Below are 19,134 nucleotides of genomic sequence, written 5' to 3' on the forward strand. Positions count from 1 at the left end.
CACCGACAGGATTGATGCAGCTTGAGCGCGTTTAAATTCACCAAGCCTCTCTGTTCCAAGGGGGAAAAGGGCCTGGATCAGCCGATCGGCGCCTGCGGCTGTTTGGGCCGCGCGGCCCAGATGCCGATGAGGATCAGCGCGCCGCCCAAGCTTTGGACGAGGGTCAGCGCCTCGCCCAGAATCGCCCAGCCGAACAGAGCCGCCGCCACCGCTTCGAGAAAGATCACCAGCGACGAGAAGACCGGAGGCAAACGCCCAAGGGCTAAGACCAGCAATCCCTGGCCGCCCGCATGGCTGATGAACGCCATGGCGGTCAAAGCCGCGACACCCTGCCAGGTCTGCGGGATCACCCGCGTGTCGAACAGAGTCGCGATCACCAGGAGAACCGCGGACGTGATCACGCCCGTCTCGAACGTCACCCGGGCGGCTCCCGCCGTTTCGCGGGCGCGGCCGACGGCGAGGAAATAGAGCCCAAAGAAGAACGCCGTGGCGATCCCATAGAGATCGCCCCGAATGCGGGCCGGGTCCACCTGGAGGCTCTGTCCGATCAGGGCCGCGCCGCCGAGCAGGCAGAGCAGCAAGCCCACGAAAGTGCCGCGCGATACCCGCTGCTTGAGCACCAGCCAGACCATCAAGATCACGAACAGGGGGGCGGTCGTGGCGAAGAAGGTGGCGTTGGCCACCGTGGTGCTGAGGATCGACAGGTGCCAGAAGAAAAGGTCGCCCGAGAAGGCGAGGCCCGCCAGGATCGTCCCCTTGCTGTACGAGGTTCGGGGCGCATCCGCCGGCGCTTTGGCTTCCTCGAACCTCATCCAGGCATAGAGAAGCGGCAGCGACAGGGCGACGCGCCAGAAGGCGCTGGCGAAAGGACCGACGTCGGCCGCGGCGAAACGCACGAAGATGGGCGAGATGCCCATGGCGACGGCGCCCAGGCAGAGAGCCGCAAAGGCCGACGCGAAGCCTGTCTCCAGGGGAGCCGTGGTCGAGGGGGAGGTCATGGATTCTTCTGATGCTGCGCGGATGGTCGCGTTGTGTTGTTTCGTAGGTCAGTTTAAGGCTTTTCTTCAACCCCAAAACCACTCCGCTCCTCGTCCATGCATTCTTCTGCCGCGCTCAAGCTTGCCGACCCCTCCCTGGAACCTTGCCCTGTCGAGACCATCGAAGGCGCCGTCGAATCCGGCGTGCTGGTCCTGTGCGATCACGCGTCCAACGCGGTGCCGCCGGATCTCGGGGACCTCGGCCTGCCCGACACGGAGTTCCAGCGCCACATCGCCTACGATATCGGGGCCGCCGCCGTGACCCGGTCGCTGGCCCGGCGTCTCAAGGCTCCGGCGATCCTCACGCAGTTCTCGCGCCTGATCATCGACCCCAACAGGGGGCGGGACGATCCGACCCTGGTCATGCGGCTGTCCGATGGCGCGGTGGTGCCCGGCAACGCGCAGGTGGACGAAGCCGAGGTCGCGGCCCGGATCGAGCGCTTCTACGATCCTTACGATGCCGCCATCACGGCCCATATCGAGCGGGCCATGGCGGCCGGTCATCCGCCCGTCATCGTGACGGTCCATAGCTTCACGCCCATCTGGCGCGGCTGGGTTCGCCCCTGGCACGTAGGCATCCTGTGGGATTCGGACGAGCGTTTCGCGCGGCCGCTCCTGGAGGGCCTGAGCGCGGAGGATGGCCTCGTGGTCGGCGACAACGAGCCCTATGACGGCGCGCTCGCCGGCGATACGGTCGACCGCCACGCAAGCGTGCGCGGGCTCGCCAATGCGCTCATCGAGATCCGCCAGGACCTGATCGCTTCCGACGAGGGCGCCGAGGAATGGGCCGAGAGGTTCGCGCGGTTGCTCGATCCCCTGGCGAAGCGGCCGGATCTGCGGGCCCCAAGAATCCACGCTTCCCGCACGCGGGAGCGCCTGCGCCGTCACTGAGGACAAAGTCATGAAGGACATCGACGCCCAGACACAGCTCGAGCTGGAAGCCGCGGCTTTCCGACGGCTCCTCGAACACCTGCGCGAAAGGACGGACGTTCAGAATATCGACCTGATGAATCTTGCGGGTTTCTGCCGCAACTGCCTGTCCAACTGGCTGAAAGAGGCGGCCGATGCGCGGAGCGTTCCGCTCACGAAGGACGACAGCCGGACACATGTCTACGGCATGCCCTACGAGGAGTGGAAGGAGCGCCACCAGCGCGAGGCCACGACCTCCCAGCTTCGGGACTTCCAGGAAACGAAGCCGTCGCATTAAACCGGCTTCAACCAAATCGGTGTAACCCTGGTCCCAACACTATCAATCAAAGGCTAGAATTCATGGACGACGCAGCTTTTCAGACCGAATCGGTCGCAGCCGACCAGCTCAAGGCCTTCATCGAACGCATCGAGCGCCTCGAAGAAGAAAAGGCCGGCATCGCGGGCGACATCAAGGATGTTTACGCCGAAGCCAAGGGCAACGGCTTCGACACCAAGGTCCTGCGCAAGATCATCGCGCTTCGCAAGCGCGACTACGCCGAGCGCCAGGAGGAAGAGGCGATCCTCGAACTCTACATGCAGGCGCTCGGGATGGTCGGCTAAGGCTGTCCTGTTCACCATTTTGCGCCGGAGCTCCCCTCCGGCGCAAAGCTTATGCCCTCCGTCGTTCCGCCAGCGCCTGATCCAGCGCGGCGATGAAAACCCGTAGTTTGGGCAAGACCAAGCGGGCGCTGGGGTAAACGGCCCAGATGGCGATCTCCTGTGGCAGGGCTGCGCTGAGCGGGACCTCCACCAGCGCGCCCGACCGAAGCTCGTCCACCACGTCCCAGGCCGACAACAAGGCCAGGCCGAGACCGCCCAGACAGGCGGCATGCACCGCCTCGACGCTGCTGCTCGACAACCGACCGTTGACCCGGATGTCCTTGAGGCGCCCGCCGATCTCGAACGGCCAGTGGGTCGTGCCGCTGAGCAGGATGCATTCGTGCCGACCCAGATCCTCCAAGGTCTGAGGGGTCCCGGCGCGCTCCAGATAGGCGGGCGATGCGCACAAAACCCGTGGGTTTGGCGCGAGCTTCTTGGCGATCAGGCTGGAATCGCGCAGACGGCCGATGCGCACCGCCACGTCGATCCCGGCCGATACGATGTCGACGACGCTGTCGGTCAACTCCAGGTCCACGCGCAGTTCCGGGTTCTGTTCGAGCAGCGCGGGCATGAGAGGCGCCACGACCTTCCGGCCGAAGGCTGCAGGCGCCGTGACCCGCAACAGCCCGTTGGCCCCATGGGTCGCGCTGGGCGCGAGGCTCGCCTGGGCCGCTTCCATGGCCTCGAGCATGGCCTGAGCGTGGGGCAGAAACGCCTCGCCTTCAGGTGTGAGTGACACCGAGCGGGTCGTGCGGTGCAAGAGGCGTGTGCCGGTTTCCCGTTCCAGGCTGGCGAGCCGCCGGCTTGCGATCATCGGCGTAAGGCCCAGCCGTCGCGCGGCGGCTGACAGGCTGCCCGATGAGGCCGCGTGGACCAGGACCGCGAGGTCATCGGTGTTCATCGGCTATATCGCAATTCGTTATACTGCCTTATCAGCTGGGAGGACTACATCGGATTATACAGCATAAGCATCTACGGTAGACCAAGTTTCCCACCAGAGGTTCTTAATGTCTGCTTCCCTGTTCGCTCCCGTCTTGATGGGTGCGCTTGATCTCAAGCATCGCGTTGTCATGGCTCCTTTGACCCGTCTGCGCTCCAGCCAGCCCGGCGATGTGCCGAACGCCCTGAATGCCGCCTATTACGGCCAGCGCGCAAGCGAGGGCGGCCTCCTCATCACCGAGGCGACCGACATCTCGGCGCAGGCCCATGGCTATCCGGGCGCGCCGGGCATCTACTCGCCGGAGCAGATCGCCGGCTGGCGTCTGGTGACGGACGCGGTCCATGCCAAGGGAGGCAAGATCGTCGTGCAGCTCTGGCACACGGGGCGTGTGTCCCACTCGTCGATGCAGCCCGGTGGCGCTCTGCCGGTCGCACCGTCGGCCATTGCGGCGGCGGGGAACCACATGGATGCGAACGGCGGCACCGTTCCGTTCGAAACGCCCCGCGCCCTTCGCGAGGACGAGATCCCGGGCATCATCGAACAATTCCGTCAGGCCGCCCTCAACGCCCGCGAGGCAGGGTTCGACGGCGTGGAAGTGCATGGGGCGAATGGCTATCTCTTCGACCAGTTCCTGCAGGACGGCACGAACCATCGCATGGACGCCTATGGCGGTTCGATCGAGAACCGCGCCCGCCTGCTGCTCGAAGTGGTGGACGCGGTCGCGGCGGCCTGGAGCGCCGATCGGGTGGGTGTGCGCCTGTCCCCCTGGGGACGCGCCAACGGCACGAGCGACAGCAATCCGGCCGAGCACTTCGCCTATGCGGCGACCGAACTCGGCAAGCGTGGGCTGGCCTATCTGCACGTGATCGAGCCACGGGCGGATCAGCACAGCGACACCAATGCCCTCAATCCGAATGCGCCTGATGCGGCATCCCGCTTCCGCTCGCTCTTCGGCGGCAAGCTGATCGTCGCTGGCGGATTCGTGCGTGAAACGGCCGAGAAGGTGGTGGCGCGAGGCGACGCAGACGCGGTGGCGTTCGGCCGCCTGTTCATCGCCAATCCCGATCTGCCCGAGCGCCTGCGCCTGAACGCGTCGCTGAACCGATACGATCGTCCCAGCTTCTATGGCGGCACCGAGCGCGGCTACACGGACTATCCGACTCTCGCCGACAAGGATGCGGCGGCGGCGTAAGCACCATGCGGGTGGTGAGCTTCCGTCACCACCCGCTTTTCCCGCGCCGTATCCTTATGTCCGTCGTTTAAGCCTAAAGCGTTGTGGGCGTGCGGTGCGGCGGACACGCATCCGCCGGAATTGGCGTCGAACCTGATCGGTCCCGGTTCGAGAGGCGCTCATGATTTCGACGAACAGGACGGCCGTCGCGGCCGCCGCTTTGATGATTGCGGGCTTCTCGCTGCCAGGAGCCCAAGCCGCCGAGGATGCATTTCTCGACCGGTTCAAGGGGAGCTGGACGGGATCGGGCCGCGTTCAGCGCAATGCAGAGACGAGCCCCTGGCAGGTCAATTGCCGCGTCACCGGCAACACCGGCCAGGATCGAATCAGCATCCAGGGCAATTGCCGCGCGGCCATCATCATCCAACGGCAGATCGCCGCCGATCTCACCTACAATCCACGCTCGGGCGACTACAGCGGCACCTATATCGGCGCGAGGGTCGGGCCCGCGCGCCTGACGGGCACGCGCAAGGGCGACGTGGTCAACCTGAAGATCGCTTGGCCGAAGCCCGTCAATGGCGACAGCCAGGCCGAGATGACGATCCAGAACACGGGCAGCGGGATGCTGCGCATCGTCGTGCGCGACAATCTGAGCCCCGGCGGTCCGGTGCAGCAGACGTCGGACCTTGTCTTACGGCAACAATAGCCGATGTTTACCCCCATAAGCGGGTTGCGGATCGACCCGCAGCAAACGAACGGAGACAGTGGGGTGCCACGGCTAGTTGTTGTGTCCAATCGGGTGGCCATTCCGGATCCGACGGGAAAAGGTTCGGCCGGCGGTCTGGCGGTCGCCTTGAAGGAGGCCTTCGAGGCCCATCGGGGCCTGTGGTTCGGCTGGAGCGGCAAGGTTGCGGCGCAGCCCTCGACCACGCCGAGGATCGTCGACAAGGGGAATGTGCAATACGCCCTCATGGACCTGACTCCCCTCGACCGTCAGGAATATTACAACGGCTTCGCCAACCGGGCGCTCTGGCCCATCATGCATTACCGGATCGGCCTGTCGGAGTTCTCGCGCGCCGATTACGCCGGCTACCTGAGGGTCAACCGCAGCTTCGCCAGCGCGTTGGCCGGCATGATCCAACCCGACGATCTCATCTGGGTCCACGACTACCATCTCATTCCCCTGGCGGCGGAACTGAGAGCGCTCGGGGTGACGAACCGGATCGGCTACTTCCACCACATTCCGTGGCCTGCTCCCGAGGTGCTTGGAACCCTGCCCGGAAGCCAGGATCTCCTGCGCGACATCACCGAGTACAACCTCGTGGGCGTGCAGACCGATCTCGACGCGGACAATCTCAGGCGCGGTCTCGTCCAGGAGGTCGGAGCCATTCAACGGAAAGGGGATCTGGTCGAGCTGGGCGAGAAGCAGATCCGCGTCAAAGGATTTCCCATCGGGATCGACGTCAACAGCTTTCAGCAGGCCGCCAAGCGCTCCTCCACGAACCGCCTCGTCCGCCAGACGGTCGCCGGCCTGGGTTCGCGCCGGCTGATCATCGGGATCGACCGGCTCGACTACTCAAAAGGCATTCCGGAGCGGATGGAATCCTTCGAGCGCTTTCTCATCGGCAATCCCGATCAGCGCGGGCAGGTGACGTATTTGCAGGTGACACCGGTCAGCCGCAGCGAGGTCCCGGAATACGCGACCCTGAGCCGGGTCGTGAACGAGACCCTCGGGCGGATCAACGGTTCCCTCGGCGAGCCCGGCTGGGTGCCGATCCACTACGTGAACAGCACCTATCCGCGCCCCGTCCTGGCGGGTCTCAACCGGTTGGCGCGCGTCGGTCTCGTGACTCCTATGCGCGATGGCATGAACCTCGTGGCCAAAGAATACGTGGCGGCTCAGGATCCGGAGGATCCGGGCATGCTGGTCCTGTCCAAGTTCGCCGGCGCGGCGCAGCAAATGACCGATGCGCTCATCGTCAATCCCAACGACAAGATCGAGGTCGCGGAAGCCATCCGGGACGCCCTCTACATGGGCCGGGAGGAGCGCGTGGCTCGTTGGGAGAGAATGATGGCCACGATCACCCAGTGCGATATCGCGTCGTGGACGGCCTCTTTCCTGAAGGATCTCTCAGGAGGCAGGTCTCCAGGGGCAGGCCGCATCCTGCGTCCGGTGCAGAGCGCCGGACAGCGCTAGAACAAGCGACCATATGAAAAAGGCGGGCTTGGCCCGCCTTTTCCGTCTGACCTATCGCGTCACCGGCAGAGGTTTGACGGCGGGGCCCGTAAAACGGTTCGTCGCCAGATCTCCCATGGGCTTGGACGTGAAGCCTGTGGACAGGCTCGGCTCGGCCGACAAGAGAGCGCTCAGCGCTGTCGGCGGCCCTTTCTTGGGGGCAGGGGCCGCCTTGCTCACCGCGGCGGGCGTCGGCTTGTCCTCCTTCGCTGCAGGCTTGTGGGCCGGCAGGCTCGGAACGGGGATCTCCACAGGGCTCGCCGCCGCAACCGCGATCGGGCGCATGGAGGGCCTGGGCGGAGGAAGCGGGTGCTGGTCCGACGCCGTGCTCGCCACCAGGCCAGTCGCGCCGCGAAGCTCCGGGATGCCCGGGATCGGGTTCGACTCGGCCAGCGCACTCGGGCGCACCGGCGGAAGGGGCGCATACGCCAAGGCGCCGGTCTCCACGATGTCATCCGCATCGGGTCGGCGCGGCGGAACTGGCGCAAAGGCGACCTCCTGCGGCATGCCGCCCAGCCCGGAGCGGGTCAGGGCCTGCCCACCCGGCCCCTGTTGCCAATTGAGGGACGGACCCGTCGGGGTCTCGACGGTATTCGGCAGGCCGGCGATCCGGGTCGGCGGGAGCGGAGGCGGGGTCAGATCCTCACGCAGGGCAGGTGCGATGGACATGGGCGCCACGGCCACGGCCTGCGGCTCAGGCTCGGGCCGCGGCTGCACCACGGGCGCCGGCCTTGCGATCGCCTGCGGGGCGGGCGCTGCGGTCGTCTGCAGGGCCGCATAAACCGACGAGTTGGAATCGCTGGCGTAATAGTTCTGTGGGTTTTGCGGGCTCGGCGCGCTGGAGCGCGCCGCCAGAACGGCGCGGCCCGGGCGTGACGCGGTGCGGATCTCCTCCACGTCCTCGTCCTCGTCGCTACCGCCAAAGCCGAACAGGGTGGCCCAGAAGCTCTTGCGCTTGGGCTGCGCGACCTCTTCGGCGGACGCGTAGGCGGTGTATCCGGCCACGGTGCCGCCCTTGGCCAGAACTTCGGCCTTGGCTTCCTCGTAACGGGCCATCGGAGAGCCGTCCGCCGGGATGTGCACCGTCTTGCCGTCCGGGAAGATGCGCGCGAGCTGGTCGCGGGTCATGCGCGGCCAAGCGCGCACGCTTCCCACATCGAGATGGATGAAGGGCGTGTAGGCGTTGGGATAATACCCGACGCCGCCGTTCTGCAGGCGCATGCCGATGGCGCGCACCTGTTGGGCTGGAACGTCGGGCAGGTAGAAGTCCAGGGCCTTGCCGAGCATGTGCTGGCTGTGCTTCGCAACCGCGCTGGAGCGCCGCCGCAGCATCGAGTTGGTCTGGGGCGAGCGATAGGCCGAGTTCACGCGGACCGGCGCGCCTGATCCCACCTCGCGATAGACCTCCCAGACGGTGTCGAAGAGGCGGGGGTCCATTCGGGTCGGCTCATCCCGGCGCCAGTCGCGCAGGAACCAGTTGAGCTGCTGCAACGCCGCGGAATCGTATTGGCCGTTGCGCCGGAAGGTGACCGTGAGGGTCTCCTTCGTGTTGTTGTGATAGAAGGTGAGGGTGCGCGTATCGCCATTGGCGACGGCATCCTGTGTGCCACGTATGCCACCCACCATAACGACCGCCAATGCCGCAAGACCAATGCCGGCACGACGCAAAAGGTTCGACGCGACCGCAGAGCGATCCGAACGCAATACTCTCACTGTAATACTCGTCTTTAGCGCCGCGAACTCAGAGCGGCATCCTTATAGTGAAAGGATCTTTGCCGAAGACGGTTACCTCCCGGTTAAGCGCGGGGCAAAAAACACGGGAAAATTCCAGGAGAATTCAAGGGTTTGCTCAGGAGGCGAACCCAAGGGCCGCGCGGACCTTGCGGTCCAGGCCATAGATGTCGTCGAAGGTCTTCAGCTGGCCGTGCTCGTCGGCCGCCACCGTGAAATAGGTCAGGTGCACGGGCAGCGGCTTGCTCAGGTGAACGTAGCGCTCGCCCTTGCCGATCAGGCCGCGAAGCCGCTTCTCGGGCCACTTGCCGTCCGCCCCTAGAACCTCCTCCGCCAGCTCGAAGGGCTGGTCGACGCGCACGCAGCCGTGGCTGAAGGCGCGCTTGGCGGCCGAAAACAGGTTCCTGTTGGGGGTATCGTGCAGATAGACCGCGTGATCGTTCGGGAACATGAACTTGACGAAGCCCAGGGCATTGCGCTCGCCGGGCGGCTGCTGCACCGAAATCTGCTTGCCGCGGCGGATGATCTTATAGCCTTTCCGCGCCGCATAGTTCGGGTCGGCCGCCAGTGCCGGAAGGATCTCCTTCTTCATGATCGAAGGCGGGATCGTCCAGGACGGATTGACCACGAGATACTTCATCTCTTCCGAGAAGATCGGCGTCTGGGATTCAGGCTTGCCGACGATGACCCGGGTCTGATGGATCAGCCTGTCGTCGTCCATGAACCGCAGGCGGTATTCCGGCAAGTTCACGATGATGTGGCGCGAGCCGAGATCGGCCGGAAGCCACCGCCAGCGCTCCATGTTGGAGATCAGCTCCGCCTCCATGCGGGCTACGGAGGGCCCCGACAGGGCCGCAACGGTCTGCGGCGTCAGCACGCCGTTCGTCGGCAGGCCCTTCTCCTTCTGGAACTCGGCCACGGCGGAAGCGACCCGCTTGTCGTAGACTGTCCGGTCGTCGCCCTCGCCAAGCTTGAAGCGGGCCCGGATCAGCGGCACGCGCGGATCCTGCATGCCGACCCGCAAGGTGGGGCCTTTCGGCACCTGAACGCTGGGCTGAGACGGATGCGTCTCGCGCAGCTGCGCCAGGCGCTCCTTGAGGGCGCGGTAGCCTGGATGCGGCGGGTTGTAGGATGCGAGCGCTGCCCCCGCATCCTTGGCGGTCGACACCTTGGCCAGCACGTCGCCCGCATCGGGGAGATCGAGCTTCGGCGTCGCCAGACGCGAAAGTCGGGTGGGGTCGATTCGTCCCCCGCGAGCGTCGCGGGCGTAGCGGAGCACGGATACGCTGAGCTTCATGTCCGCCTCGGCCCATTTGGCCGGAGCGGCGTCCTTGCGCAGACCAAGATCCGGGAGCGGGTAGTTGGTGGGATCGAGACCATCCTCCGCAGCGGCCCTGAGCTGGCCGGCCACCGCACGGGCGGCGGGCGTCCATGTGCCGTCCTGCACCCAGGCCAGCGGGCGCTCGGCCTGGGCGTAGAACGCCGACAGCGCATCGCGGTCGGCGCGGCTGAGGCGCAGCTCCCGCATGGCCGTCTCGTCCGCGAGACGCTCCTCGATGGCGATGCGGAGCCAGTTGGAGCGGGTGACCGCAACATCCAGCGGTCCGGGCAGTGGAATATCGATGGTAACCGCCGGGCCGCTATCGGCTGCGGCCTGCGGCGCGGCGGAAGCCCTCGGCGTCGCGCCGGTGGCGACATCGTGGAACGAGGGTTCGGCCGCCACCGTGTCGGTCAGCACGAACGGTTCGGGCTGGGGAGAGATTTGCGCTGCGGCGGGAAGCGTTAGCAGGGAGGCGGATCCGAGCAGACCCAGCCAGAGTGTCGTCGTGCGCAAATCCCGCATGACCCAGTTCCTCGTCGCAATGAAAAGGGAGGTTTGAACATCCTCCCATGTTGGTCGAAAAATTCCGTGTGACGGCGCACACCCGCTACGCTTAACGCACAAACCCGTCATGCGGCTGCATCGTCTAAGCCAAGTTCTTTCAATTTCCGGTAAAGAGTTGAACGTCCGATGCCAAGCCGACGCGAGATCACGGACAATTGTCCTTGATAATGGACGAGCGCGAACCGGATGGCCTGCGCCTCCAACTCAGCGAGCGTAGATACCTCGCCGGTTTCGTTCACGAGCGCAAGCACATGCGGATCGCGCCTCTCCGCCAAAGTGAACTCTCGGATCGGCGCCGGCGGTTTCGCTTGCGGCGCCGGTGGGATTTCAATCCGGCAGCCCGGTACATGCGCTGCGATCTGGGGAAATTCGGACGGCCTCAGGAGCGGGCCATCAGCCAGGATCACCGCACGGAAGATTGTGGTCTCGAGTTGGCGCAGGTTGCCCGGCCAGTCGTAACCGTGGAGAAGATTTTCCGCCTCGGCGGACAGCCCGTGGATCGACTTGCCTTCCTCGGCGGCGGAGCGCTCGAGGAAGCGCCCCGCCCATGCGAGGATCGAGCCGCGCTCGCCGCGGAGCGGCCGCAGGGAGATCGGCAGGGCCTGAAGTCGGTAGAACAGGTCCTCGCGGAAGCCGCCCTGGCGCACCGACTCGCTGAGGTCGACGCTGGTAGACGCGATGATGCGGACATCCGGGCGAGCCCCGCGCCGTCCGGCGCGTCCTGACATGTCCTGCGGGTGCAAGGCCTCGAAGAGTTGGTGCTGGGCCGGGGTTGCCAGCCCTTCGACGTCCTGAACCAGAAGAGTGCCGCCATGGGTCTCCTGCAACCGCTTGTGCAGGATCGAAGGCCCATCCTGCTCCGTGAGGTCGCCCGCATGAAATCGGACGAAAGGGCGCTGCCTGCGCTCGCCGGCATCATGAATCGCGCGGGCAAGATCCTGCGCCCCGCTGCCCGGCTCCCCTTGGATCAGGACCGGAATCGCCGAGCGGGCGGCGCGATCCCCCAAGCGCACGACCCTTGCCCAGTCGGAGCCCGCTGCATGGGGAGGCGCGCCATGCCGAACGGCGCGGATGTCGTCCGTGAAGATCTGTACCAGGAGCATGATTGGGTGTGAAACAAAGGATCGTATGTCCCGATGCTGGGCCACGCGGGTAAACGAGTTCTTAACGGGAGGGCCCGCGCGGAACTTATCCTCAGAGGATGCCTTCAATCCGGCCAAGAGCGGATCATCGGTGTGAGCCTCATCCTGAGGAGCGAAGCGTCTCCAGAGACCGCAGGATCCTCCTTCGAGACGCCGCTCACGCGGCTCCTCAGGATGAGGTGAGAGGCATGAGCCAGTTCCTCAGGATGCGGCCGCGAGAGGCGACGATCCTGGATGGGCCCGACTCTCGGGCAGGATCGGGTTGATCCAGGGGCGCAGGAGCCAATATGTGATGGTCACCTGACCTCGAACCATGCTCCGGAAATGCCACGCACTCTCGACCTCCAGACCGCTTCCCCCCTTCACCATACGGCCTCCGCGGGCGCGGCCCAAGCCGAACTGGGCGCTTTGCCCGAATGGAATCTGGCGGATCTCTATCCGGCCATGGACAGCGAAGCGTTCAAGCGCGATCTCGCCAAGGCCGAGGAGGAGTGCAAGGCGCTGGCCGAGGCCTATCGAGGCAAGCTCGACGGCCTTGCGCGTGGCGGCGAGGCCGCGGAGATGCTCGGCCAGGCGGTGAAGCGCTACGAGGCGATCGAGGATCTCCTGGGCCGCCTTATGTCCTATGCGGGCCTCGTCTATTCGGGCGACACCACCGATCCGGCCCGCGCCAAGTTCTACGGCGACACCCAGGAGCGGCTCACCGCGGCGTCGAGCGAACTGCTTTTCTTCGGGCTGGAGCTGAACCGGATCGAGGACGCGGTGCTCGACAAGGCCGTGGCCGAGGAGCCCCTGGCCCATTACCGCCCGTGGGTCGAGGACCTGCGCAAGGACAAGCCTTATCAACTCGACGACACGATCGAAAAGCTCTTCCACGAGAAGTCGGTGACCGGGCGCGCTGCCTGGAACCGCCTGTTCGACGAGACCATCGCGTCCCTGCGCTTCACCGTGCGCGGGGAGGAGCTGCCCATCGAGCCGACCCTCAACAAGATGCAGGATCCGGACGAGGGCGTGCGCAAGGACGCGTCCGACGCCCTGGCAAAGACGTTCCGCAACAATCTGCGCACCTTCACGCTGATTACAAACACGCTTGCCAAGGACAAGGAGATCTCCGACCGCTGGCGCGGCTTCGAGGATGTGGCGGATTCCCGGCATCTCGCCAACCGGGTCGAGCGCGAGGTGGTGGAGGCGCTGGTCTCCGCCGTGCGCGAGGCCTATCCGCGCCTGTCTCATCGGTACTACGCCCTCAAGGCCAGGTGGTTCGGCAAGGACAAGCTCGACCACTGGGACCGCAACGCGCCCCTGCCGAAGGTCGAGCAGCGCACCATCGCCTGGGATGAAGCCAAGGAGACGGTGCTCTTAGCCTATTCGGCGTTCTCGCCGCGCATGGCCGACATCGCCAGGCGCTTCTTCGACGAGAGCTGGATCGACGCGCCCACGCGCCCCGGCAAGGCCCCGGGGGCATTCGCCCATCCAACGGTGCCCTCAGTGCATCCGTATGTGCTGCTGAACTACCAGGGCAAGCCCAGGGACGTGATGACGCTGGCCCACGAACTCGGTCATGGCGTCCATCAGGTGCTCGCCGCTCCCAACGGGGCGCTCATGGCTCCGACGCCCCTGACGCTCGCCGAGACCGCGAGCGTCTTCGGCGAGATGCTCACCTTCCGGCGCCTCCTCGACCAGACCGCCAACCCGGTCCAGCGCAAGGCGATGCTGGCGGCCAAAGTCGAGGACATGATCAACACGGTGGTGCGCCAGATCGCGTTCTATTCGTTCGAGCGCAAGGTGCATTTGGAGCGCCGCAACGGCGAACTGACGGCCGACAAGCTGTGCGAGCTCTGGATGTCCGTGCAGGACGAAAGCCTCGGCCCGTCGATCCGTTTGGGAGACGGCTACGAGTCCTTCTGGACCTACATCCCGCACTTCATCCATTCGCCGTTCTACGTGTATGCCTATGCGTTCGGCGACTGCCTGGTGAATTCGCTGTACGGGAAATACGAGACCGCCAACGAAGGCTTCGTGGACCGCTACTTCGCGCTCCTGTCGGCGGGCGGCACGAAGCATTATTCGGAGCTCCTCGCGCCCTTCGGGCTCGACGCCCGCGATCCTGCCTTCTGGCAGATCGGGCTGTCGATGATCGAGCGGCTGATCGGCGAACTGGAGGACATGGAGAAAGAGGCGGCTTGAGCCGCCTCTCACCCATTTATTCCATCTCGATCGGGAAATTCCGGTGAGGTTGCGCTCGATTGCCCGAAGGGCCATCCTGCGCCGCAAGACGGGTTCATATCTCTATCCCTCGTCCTGAGGAAAAGCATGTGGGCTTTGGGATACTCAGCTTTTTGAGTCATGGTCAGATGACGGATCACAGAGCGCGTTCAGCGCCGGCAATGCGGGGCAGGCAGGAGGCCTGTAGTGGTCACTCGTATTGGTAACAACGCCGAGAACATTCTCGTCGGCAGCAGCAGGGCCGACACGATCTACGGATACGATCCACAATCCACCAGCGCGCCGACGATTGCCGCCACCGCCATCACCTCGGGCCTGAACAGTCCGCTCTACCTGACGATTCCTCCCGGCGATCCGAACCGTCTCTTCGTCGTGGAGAAGGGGGGGCTGGTGAAGATCCACAATGCCGCCACCGGCCAGACCCTCGCGACGCCGTTCCTCGATGTGTCGAACCAAGTGGCCACGAGCGGAGAGCAGGGGCTCCTTGGTTTGGCCTTCGCGCCGGATTACGCCACGAGCCGGAAGTTCTACGTCTATCTCAGCAACACCGCTGGCGACACGGAAATCCGCGAATATCAGACGCTCGCCTCCGATCCGTCGAGAGCCGATGCCGCCAGCATGCGGCGCATCACGACCATCGACTACCCGTCGACCACGACCAACCATCGCGGCGGATGGATCGGCTTCGGTCCCGACGGGTATCTGTATGCGGCGACCGGCGACGGAGCCGTCCGGGCGAACGCGCAAAGCCTCAATCAGCTCGGCAAGATCCTCCGCCTCGACGTGAATGCCGACGCATTTCCGAACGATGCCGGCCGGAACTACGCGGCCCCGGCGGACAATCCTGCGTCCATCGCGGGGATCAGCGGCAGCGCAGCGGGAACCGGCATTTTTGCGGCTGGCCTGCGCAACCCCTGGCGCGCCAGCTTCGACCGCCAGACCGGGGAATTGTACATCGGCGACGTAGGCGAGGGGACCTTCGAGGAAATCAACCTGGGAAGGGCAGGAGCCAATTACGGCTGGAGCCTGACCGAGGGTCCGTTCAATTCATCCTCGTTCCCGAATTTCACCAACCCGATCCACTCCTACGGGCGCGCGTCTGGTCAGGCGGTGACGGGCGGTTATGTCTATCGCGGCCCCGAAGAGGCGTTTCAGGGCCAGTATTTCTTCTCGGATTTCAGCACGAGTCGGATCTGGACGCTGCAACCCGCCAACGGTTCGAGACTGTTGGCGGATTACACGGACCAGACCGCGGTCGCGGGCGGTCCGATCAATTCGGTTCCGTCCCTGGGCGAGGACGCATCTGGGAACCTCTACATCGTCGACATCGGCGGCAAGATCTTCCGTCTCGATCTCACGTCGGGCGGCGCCGCGGATCCTGCCGCCGATGCCGGAGACGACCTGAGAGGCGGCGGCGGCAACGACACGATCGACGGCGGCGGCGGACGCGATACCCTGCGGGGCGAGAATGGTTCGGATCGCCTCGAGGGAGGCGCGGGCGCCGATCGCCTGCTGGGCGGAAACGGCTTCGACTTTGCGGTCTACAGCGACTCGCCGCAGCGCGTGGTGGTGGACCTGTCCCGGATCACCCAGAGCGGCGGGGAGGCGGCCGGAGATCGCTTCTCCAGCATCGAGGGCGTGTTTGGAAGCGCCTTTAACGACATCATCAGAGGATCGAACGGCAACGACGCCGTGAATGCAGGAGCCGGCAACGACAGCGTGTCCGGACGCGCCGGGAACGACCGGCTTTCCGGCAACGCGGGAGACGACTGGATCAATGGCGGGCCGGGCCGGGATACCATGTCGGGAGGAAGCGGAGTCGACACGGTGAGCTATGCGGGCTTTGCCGCCGGCGTCACGGTCGATCTGGGCCGCTCTCTCCAGCGCGGGCCGGGCGCTTTGGGGGACGTGCTCTCCGGCTTCGAGAACATCGCAGGCTCCTCGCACAACGATGTGCTGATCGGCGACGCGCTCGCGAACCTGCTGTCTGGCGGCGCGGGCCATGACAGGCTCAGCGGGCGCACCGGCAACGACGTGTTGCGCGGCGGCGCGGGAAACGACCAGATGCGCGGCCAGGCCGGTGCGGACATCCTCGAGGGCGGGGCGGGCCGGGACCTGTTCCGATGGCGATCCGTGGCCGAGAGCCGGGCCGACAGCGCCGATCTCGTGCTGGACTTCCGGCGTTCCGCCGGCGATCGTTTCGATCTTGCCCAGATCGATGCCAATACCACGCGGGGCGGCAGCCAAACCTTTGCCTTCGTGGGAACGGATGCCTTCACGGCGGCCGGACAGGTGCGCTACGCAGTCCAAGGCGCGGAGACGCATGTCCTCCTGAACGTGGACGGCGATCTCGAGGCCGAAGGCATGATCCGTCTCAATGGTGTGTTCACCATTCGGGCGGGCGATTTCATGCTGTAATCCGGACCTACTCTGCGTCCATCTGCCCGTTGGGTCGAAGCCGCGCCCCCCGGGGCCGCCCTGGCGTTCGGCGCTTCACGCCATATCTAAGGATCTCCCACTTTCCTGAGGAAGAGATCCCGCTCCATGTCCGATACCGACCGCGAAGGGAACCGCTTCTCGGCCCGCGCCGCGCGTTATGCGCGCGTCGGGGCCAATATGGGCGGGGTCGCGGCCCGCATGGCGGGCGCAAGGCTCTTCAACCTCGATGGGCGCGATGCCTCCAACGCGGCGGTGCTGGCCCAGGCGCTCGGCGGCCTGAAGGGGCCGATCATGAAGGTGGCGCAGCTTCTCGCCACCATCCCCGATCTGATCCCGCCGGAATACGCCGCCGAGCTGCAGAAGCTGCAGAGCGAAGCGCCGCCCATGGGCGCGGCTTTCGTCAAACGGCGCATGCAGGCGGAGCTCGGACCGAACTGGCAGAGCCGCTTCGGCTCCTTCCAGCTGAACCCGGCCGCCGCCGCATCCCTCGGCCAGGTGCACCGCGCCGCCACGAAGGACGGGGAGAGGCTGGCGTGCAAACTGCAATATCCGGACATGCAATCCGCCGTAGAAGCTGACTTAAAGCAGCTGGAACTGGTCTTCGCCGTCCATCGCCGCATGGACCCGGCCATCGACACCCGCGAGATCTCGAAGGAAATCGGCGAGCGGGTGCGCGAGGAACTCGATTACGAGCGGGAGGCGAAGCACGCCGCGCTCTACGCCATGGCGCTCGACGACGTGGAGCAGGTGCGGGTGCCCAAGGTCCATCTCGACCTGTCGACGAAACGCCTTCTCTCGTTGAGCTGGTTGGAGGGCGAGAAGATCCTGCAATTCACCGAGGCCGAGACGGAGATCCGCAACCGGCTGGCCATCGCTATGTTCAAGGCCTGGTGGCACCCCTTCAGCCACGCAGCCGTCATTCATGGAGATCCGCATCTGGGCAACTACACGGTCTTCTCCGAGGACGGAGAGGCGAAGGGGATCAACCTTCTCGATTATGGCTGCGTTCGCATCTTCCATCCCCGCTTCGTGGGCGGCGTGGTGGATCTCTATCGGGGGCTCCAGCGCGGTGAGCGGGACCGTATCGTGCACGCCTACGAGACCTGGGGCTTCAAGGACCTGTCGAACGAGCTCATCGACATCCTCAACATCTGGGCCCGCTTCATCTACGCGCCGCTCCTCGATGACCGCATCCGCACGGTGGCTGATGGGGTGAAACCTGGCGAATACGGCCGCCGCCAGGCCTTCGAGGTGCACAAAGCCTTGAAGGAGAAGGGCCCTGTGACCGTCCCGCGCGAATTCGTCTTCATGGACCGCGCCGCGGTGGGCCTGGGAGCCGTGTTCCTGCACCTCAAGGCGGAGCTGAACTATCACCAGCTGTTCGAGGCCGAGATCGAGAAGTTTTCCCTGGAAACCCTCGCGGCGCGTCAGACCGAGGCTCTTACGGCGGCCGGATTGCCGCTTCCTGCGTAACGAGGTTGCGCCCTGGCCCGTCTTGCCTTACGGCGATGCCGGGGACTAGGGGGCAGCCATGAAGATCGCTTTCGTTCACCAGAACTTTCCGGGGCAGTTCGGACGTCTGGCCCTGGCGCTCGCCAAGGACGGCCACGAGGTCACGGCGATCGGGATGGTCAAGACCTGCGCGCTCCCGGGCATCGCCTACCATTCCTACGCGCCCGTTCCAGGGCCCGACGACGCGCAGTTCCAGAACCGGTACTCGCCGGCCATTCCCCGCATGCGGCGGGCCTACGGCGTTGCCCACAAGGCGCGCCAGCTGGCCGAAAAGGGGTTTCGGCCCGACGTGGTGGTGGTCAATACGGGATGGGGCGAGAACCTGTTCCTCAAGGATGTGTGGCCCGACGCCCGGCACGTGGCCTATTTCGAATATTATTATGCCGCCAAGGGTCAGGACCTGGATTTCGATCCCGAATTCCCGCCTCCCACCGAGGAGACGATCTGGCGGCTGAGGGCCAAGAACGCCATGCAGCTCGGGGCCTTCGATGCGGCTGATCTGGCCGTTGCCCCGACTCGCTACCAGCAGGGCACCTTCCCGGACTACCTGCGCGACCGAATCGCCGTCATTCACGACGGTATCGACGCCCAGAACCTGAAGCCCAACCCGGACATGTCGATCCAGCTCGGAAAGGACGGCCTCAAGCTCGACCGCAATACGCCCGTGGTGACCTATGTCACCCGCAACATCGAGCCTATGCGGGGCGCGCACATCGTCCTTCGCAGCCTGCCGGACATTCTGGACATCGACCTGCGCCTCCAGGTCGTGATCGTGGGCGGGGCCGGCGTGAGCTATTCGGGGAGCGCCCCCAAGGGGAAATCCTGGCTCGACATCTTCCGCCAGAAGATCAAGCGTCCGGTAGACTGGTCGCGGGTCCATTTCGTCGGGCACCTGCCTTACGACCAGTTCATCAAGGTCCTGCAGATCTCCTCCGCTCACCTCTACCTGACTTATCCGTTCGTGCTTTCCTGGTCGTTGATCGAGTCCATGGCCTTGGGATGCCGCATCGTGGCCTCGGACACCGCGCCTGTGCGCGAGGTCATCCAGGACGGGGTGACCGGTCGGCTCTTCCCGTTTTTCGACGAGAAGGCCCTGGCCGAACGGGTGCGGGAAACCCTGGCCGAGAAGGAGCGCTCCGCCGCCATGGCCGAGGAGGCGCGCAAGTTCGCTCTTGCGCAGTACGATTTCCAGACGGTGTGTTTGCCCCAGTGGCGTGAATTTCTAGGAATACAATGACAGAGGCGG

The 19,134-nt window shown here is 65.3% G+C and carries 15 protein-coding genes; 10 read left to right on the forward strand and 5 right to left on the reverse strand.

The genetic code is table 11. From position 1 onward, the window contains the following. Positions 1–77: 77 nt before the first annotated feature. On the reverse strand, positions 78–998 hold the full coding sequence (locus tag DRB19_RS04575) for a DMT family transporter (RefSeq protein ID WP_114184857.1): 921 nt from the start codon (positions 996–998) through the stop codon (positions 78–80). A gap of 96 nt (positions 999–1,094) precedes the next feature. On the opposite strand from DRB19_RS04575, the gene DRB19_RS04580 reads away from it, so the two are divergent. The 3 genes from DRB19_RS04580 to DRB19_RS04590 all read left to right on the forward strand — a co-directional run bounded on the left by DRB19_RS04580 (position 1,095) and on the right by DRB19_RS04590 (position 2,567). Further along, complete coding sequence (locus DRB19_RS04580) at positions 1,095–1,928, forward strand: N-formylglutamate amidohydrolase (protein WP_114184858.1); 834 nt, start codon at positions 1,095–1,097, stop codon at positions 1,926–1,928. Positions 1,929–1,938: 10 nt separating this feature from the next. Next, positions 1,939–2,244, forward strand: coding sequence for a DUF1244 domain-containing protein (locus DRB19_RS04585; RefSeq protein ID WP_114184859.1), 306 nt, complete (start codon positions 1,939–1,941; stop codon positions 2,242–2,244). Between the two features lie 62 nt (positions 2,245–2,306). Continuing rightward, a complete protein-coding gene (locus DRB19_RS04590; RefSeq protein ID WP_114184860.1) occupies positions 2,307–2,567 on the forward strand; it encodes a DUF2312 domain-containing protein in 261 nt (86 codons plus the stop codon). A gap of 49 nt (positions 2,568–2,616) precedes the next feature. On the opposite strand, the gene DRB19_RS04595 is transcribed toward DRB19_RS04590, so the two are convergent. After that, a complete protein-coding gene (locus DRB19_RS04595) occupies positions 2,617–3,507 on the reverse strand; it encodes a LysR family transcriptional regulator (RefSeq protein WP_114184861.1) in 891 nt (296 codons plus the stop codon). A 106-nt stretch (positions 3,508–3,613) separates the two neighbouring features. Between DRB19_RS04595 and DRB19_RS04600 the strand changes: the two genes are divergently transcribed. From DRB19_RS04600 to DRB19_RS04610, 3 genes are all read left to right on the forward strand, one after another. Continuing rightward, positions 3,614–4,738 carry an alkene reductase gene (locus DRB19_RS04600; protein WP_114184862.1) on the forward strand — a complete coding sequence of 375 codons (1,125 nt, stop codon included), beginning with the start codon at positions 3,614–3,616 and terminating at the stop codon, positions 4,736–4,738. 160 nt (positions 4,739–4,898) lie between these two features. Further along, the gene (locus tag DRB19_RS04605) at positions 4,899–5,423 is read left to right on the forward strand and encodes a hypothetical protein (protein WP_114184863.1); all 525 of its coding nucleotides are present in this window, start codon (positions 4,899–4,901) and stop codon (positions 5,421–5,423) included. 63 nt (positions 5,424–5,486) lie between these two features. Further along, positions 5,487–6,914 (forward strand): alpha,alpha-trehalose-phosphate synthase (UDP-forming), encoded by a 1,428-nt coding sequence (locus DRB19_RS04610; RefSeq protein ID WP_162815584.1) that lies wholly within the window; start codon positions 5,487–5,489, stop codon positions 6,912–6,914. Positions 6,915–6,965: 51 nt separating this feature from the next. Here the strand turns inward: DRB19_RS04610 and DRB19_RS04615 are convergent, their stop codons facing one another. The 3 genes from DRB19_RS04615 to DRB19_RS04625 form a co-directional block, all read right to left on the reverse strand. Then, a complete protein-coding gene (locus DRB19_RS04615) occupies positions 6,966–8,666 on the reverse strand; it encodes a peptidoglycan L,D-endopeptidase MepK (protein ID WP_373867345.1) in 1,701 nt (566 codons plus the stop codon). A gap of 136 nt (positions 8,667–8,802) precedes the next feature. Then, entirely contained in the window at positions 8,803–10,527 is a 1,725-nt protein-coding gene (locus DRB19_RS04620; RefSeq protein WP_114184865.1) for a L,D-transpeptidase family protein, read from the reverse strand. 107 nt (positions 10,528–10,634) lie between these two features. Next, on the reverse strand, positions 10,635–11,672 hold the full coding sequence (locus DRB19_RS04625; RefSeq protein ID WP_114184866.1) for a sigma-54-dependent transcriptional regulator: 1,038 nt from the start codon (positions 11,670–11,672) through the stop codon (positions 10,635–10,637). Between the two features lie 363 nt (positions 11,673–12,035). On the opposite strand from DRB19_RS04625, the gene DRB19_RS04635 reads away from it, so the two are divergent. From DRB19_RS04635 to DRB19_RS04650, 4 genes are all read left to right on the forward strand, one after another. Beyond that, positions 12,036–13,898, forward strand: coding sequence for a M3 family oligoendopeptidase (locus tag DRB19_RS04635; RefSeq protein ID WP_114184868.1), 1,863 nt, complete (start codon positions 12,036–12,038; stop codon positions 13,896–13,898). A 225-nt stretch (positions 13,899–14,123) separates the two neighbouring features. Further along, entirely contained in the window at positions 14,124–16,355 is a 2,232-nt protein-coding gene (locus DRB19_RS04640; protein ID WP_114184869.1) for a PQQ-dependent sugar dehydrogenase, read from the forward strand. A gap of 126 nt (positions 16,356–16,481) precedes the next feature. Continuing rightward, a complete protein-coding gene (locus DRB19_RS04645) occupies positions 16,482–17,849 on the forward strand; it encodes an ABC1 kinase family protein (protein WP_114184870.1) in 1,368 nt (455 codons plus the stop codon). 58 nt (positions 17,850–17,907) lie between these two features. Beyond that, positions 17,908–19,125, forward strand: a complete 1,218-nt coding sequence (locus tag DRB19_RS04650; protein ID WP_114184871.1) for a glycosyltransferase — start codon at positions 17,908–17,910, stop codon at positions 19,123–19,125. Positions 19,126–19,134 lie beyond the last annotated feature (9 nt).

It is taken from the genome of Microvirga aerophila (assembly GCF_003332305.1).
Classification (GTDB): domain Bacteria; phylum Pseudomonadota; class Alphaproteobacteria; order Rhizobiales; family Beijerinckiaceae; genus Microvirga; species Microvirga aerophila.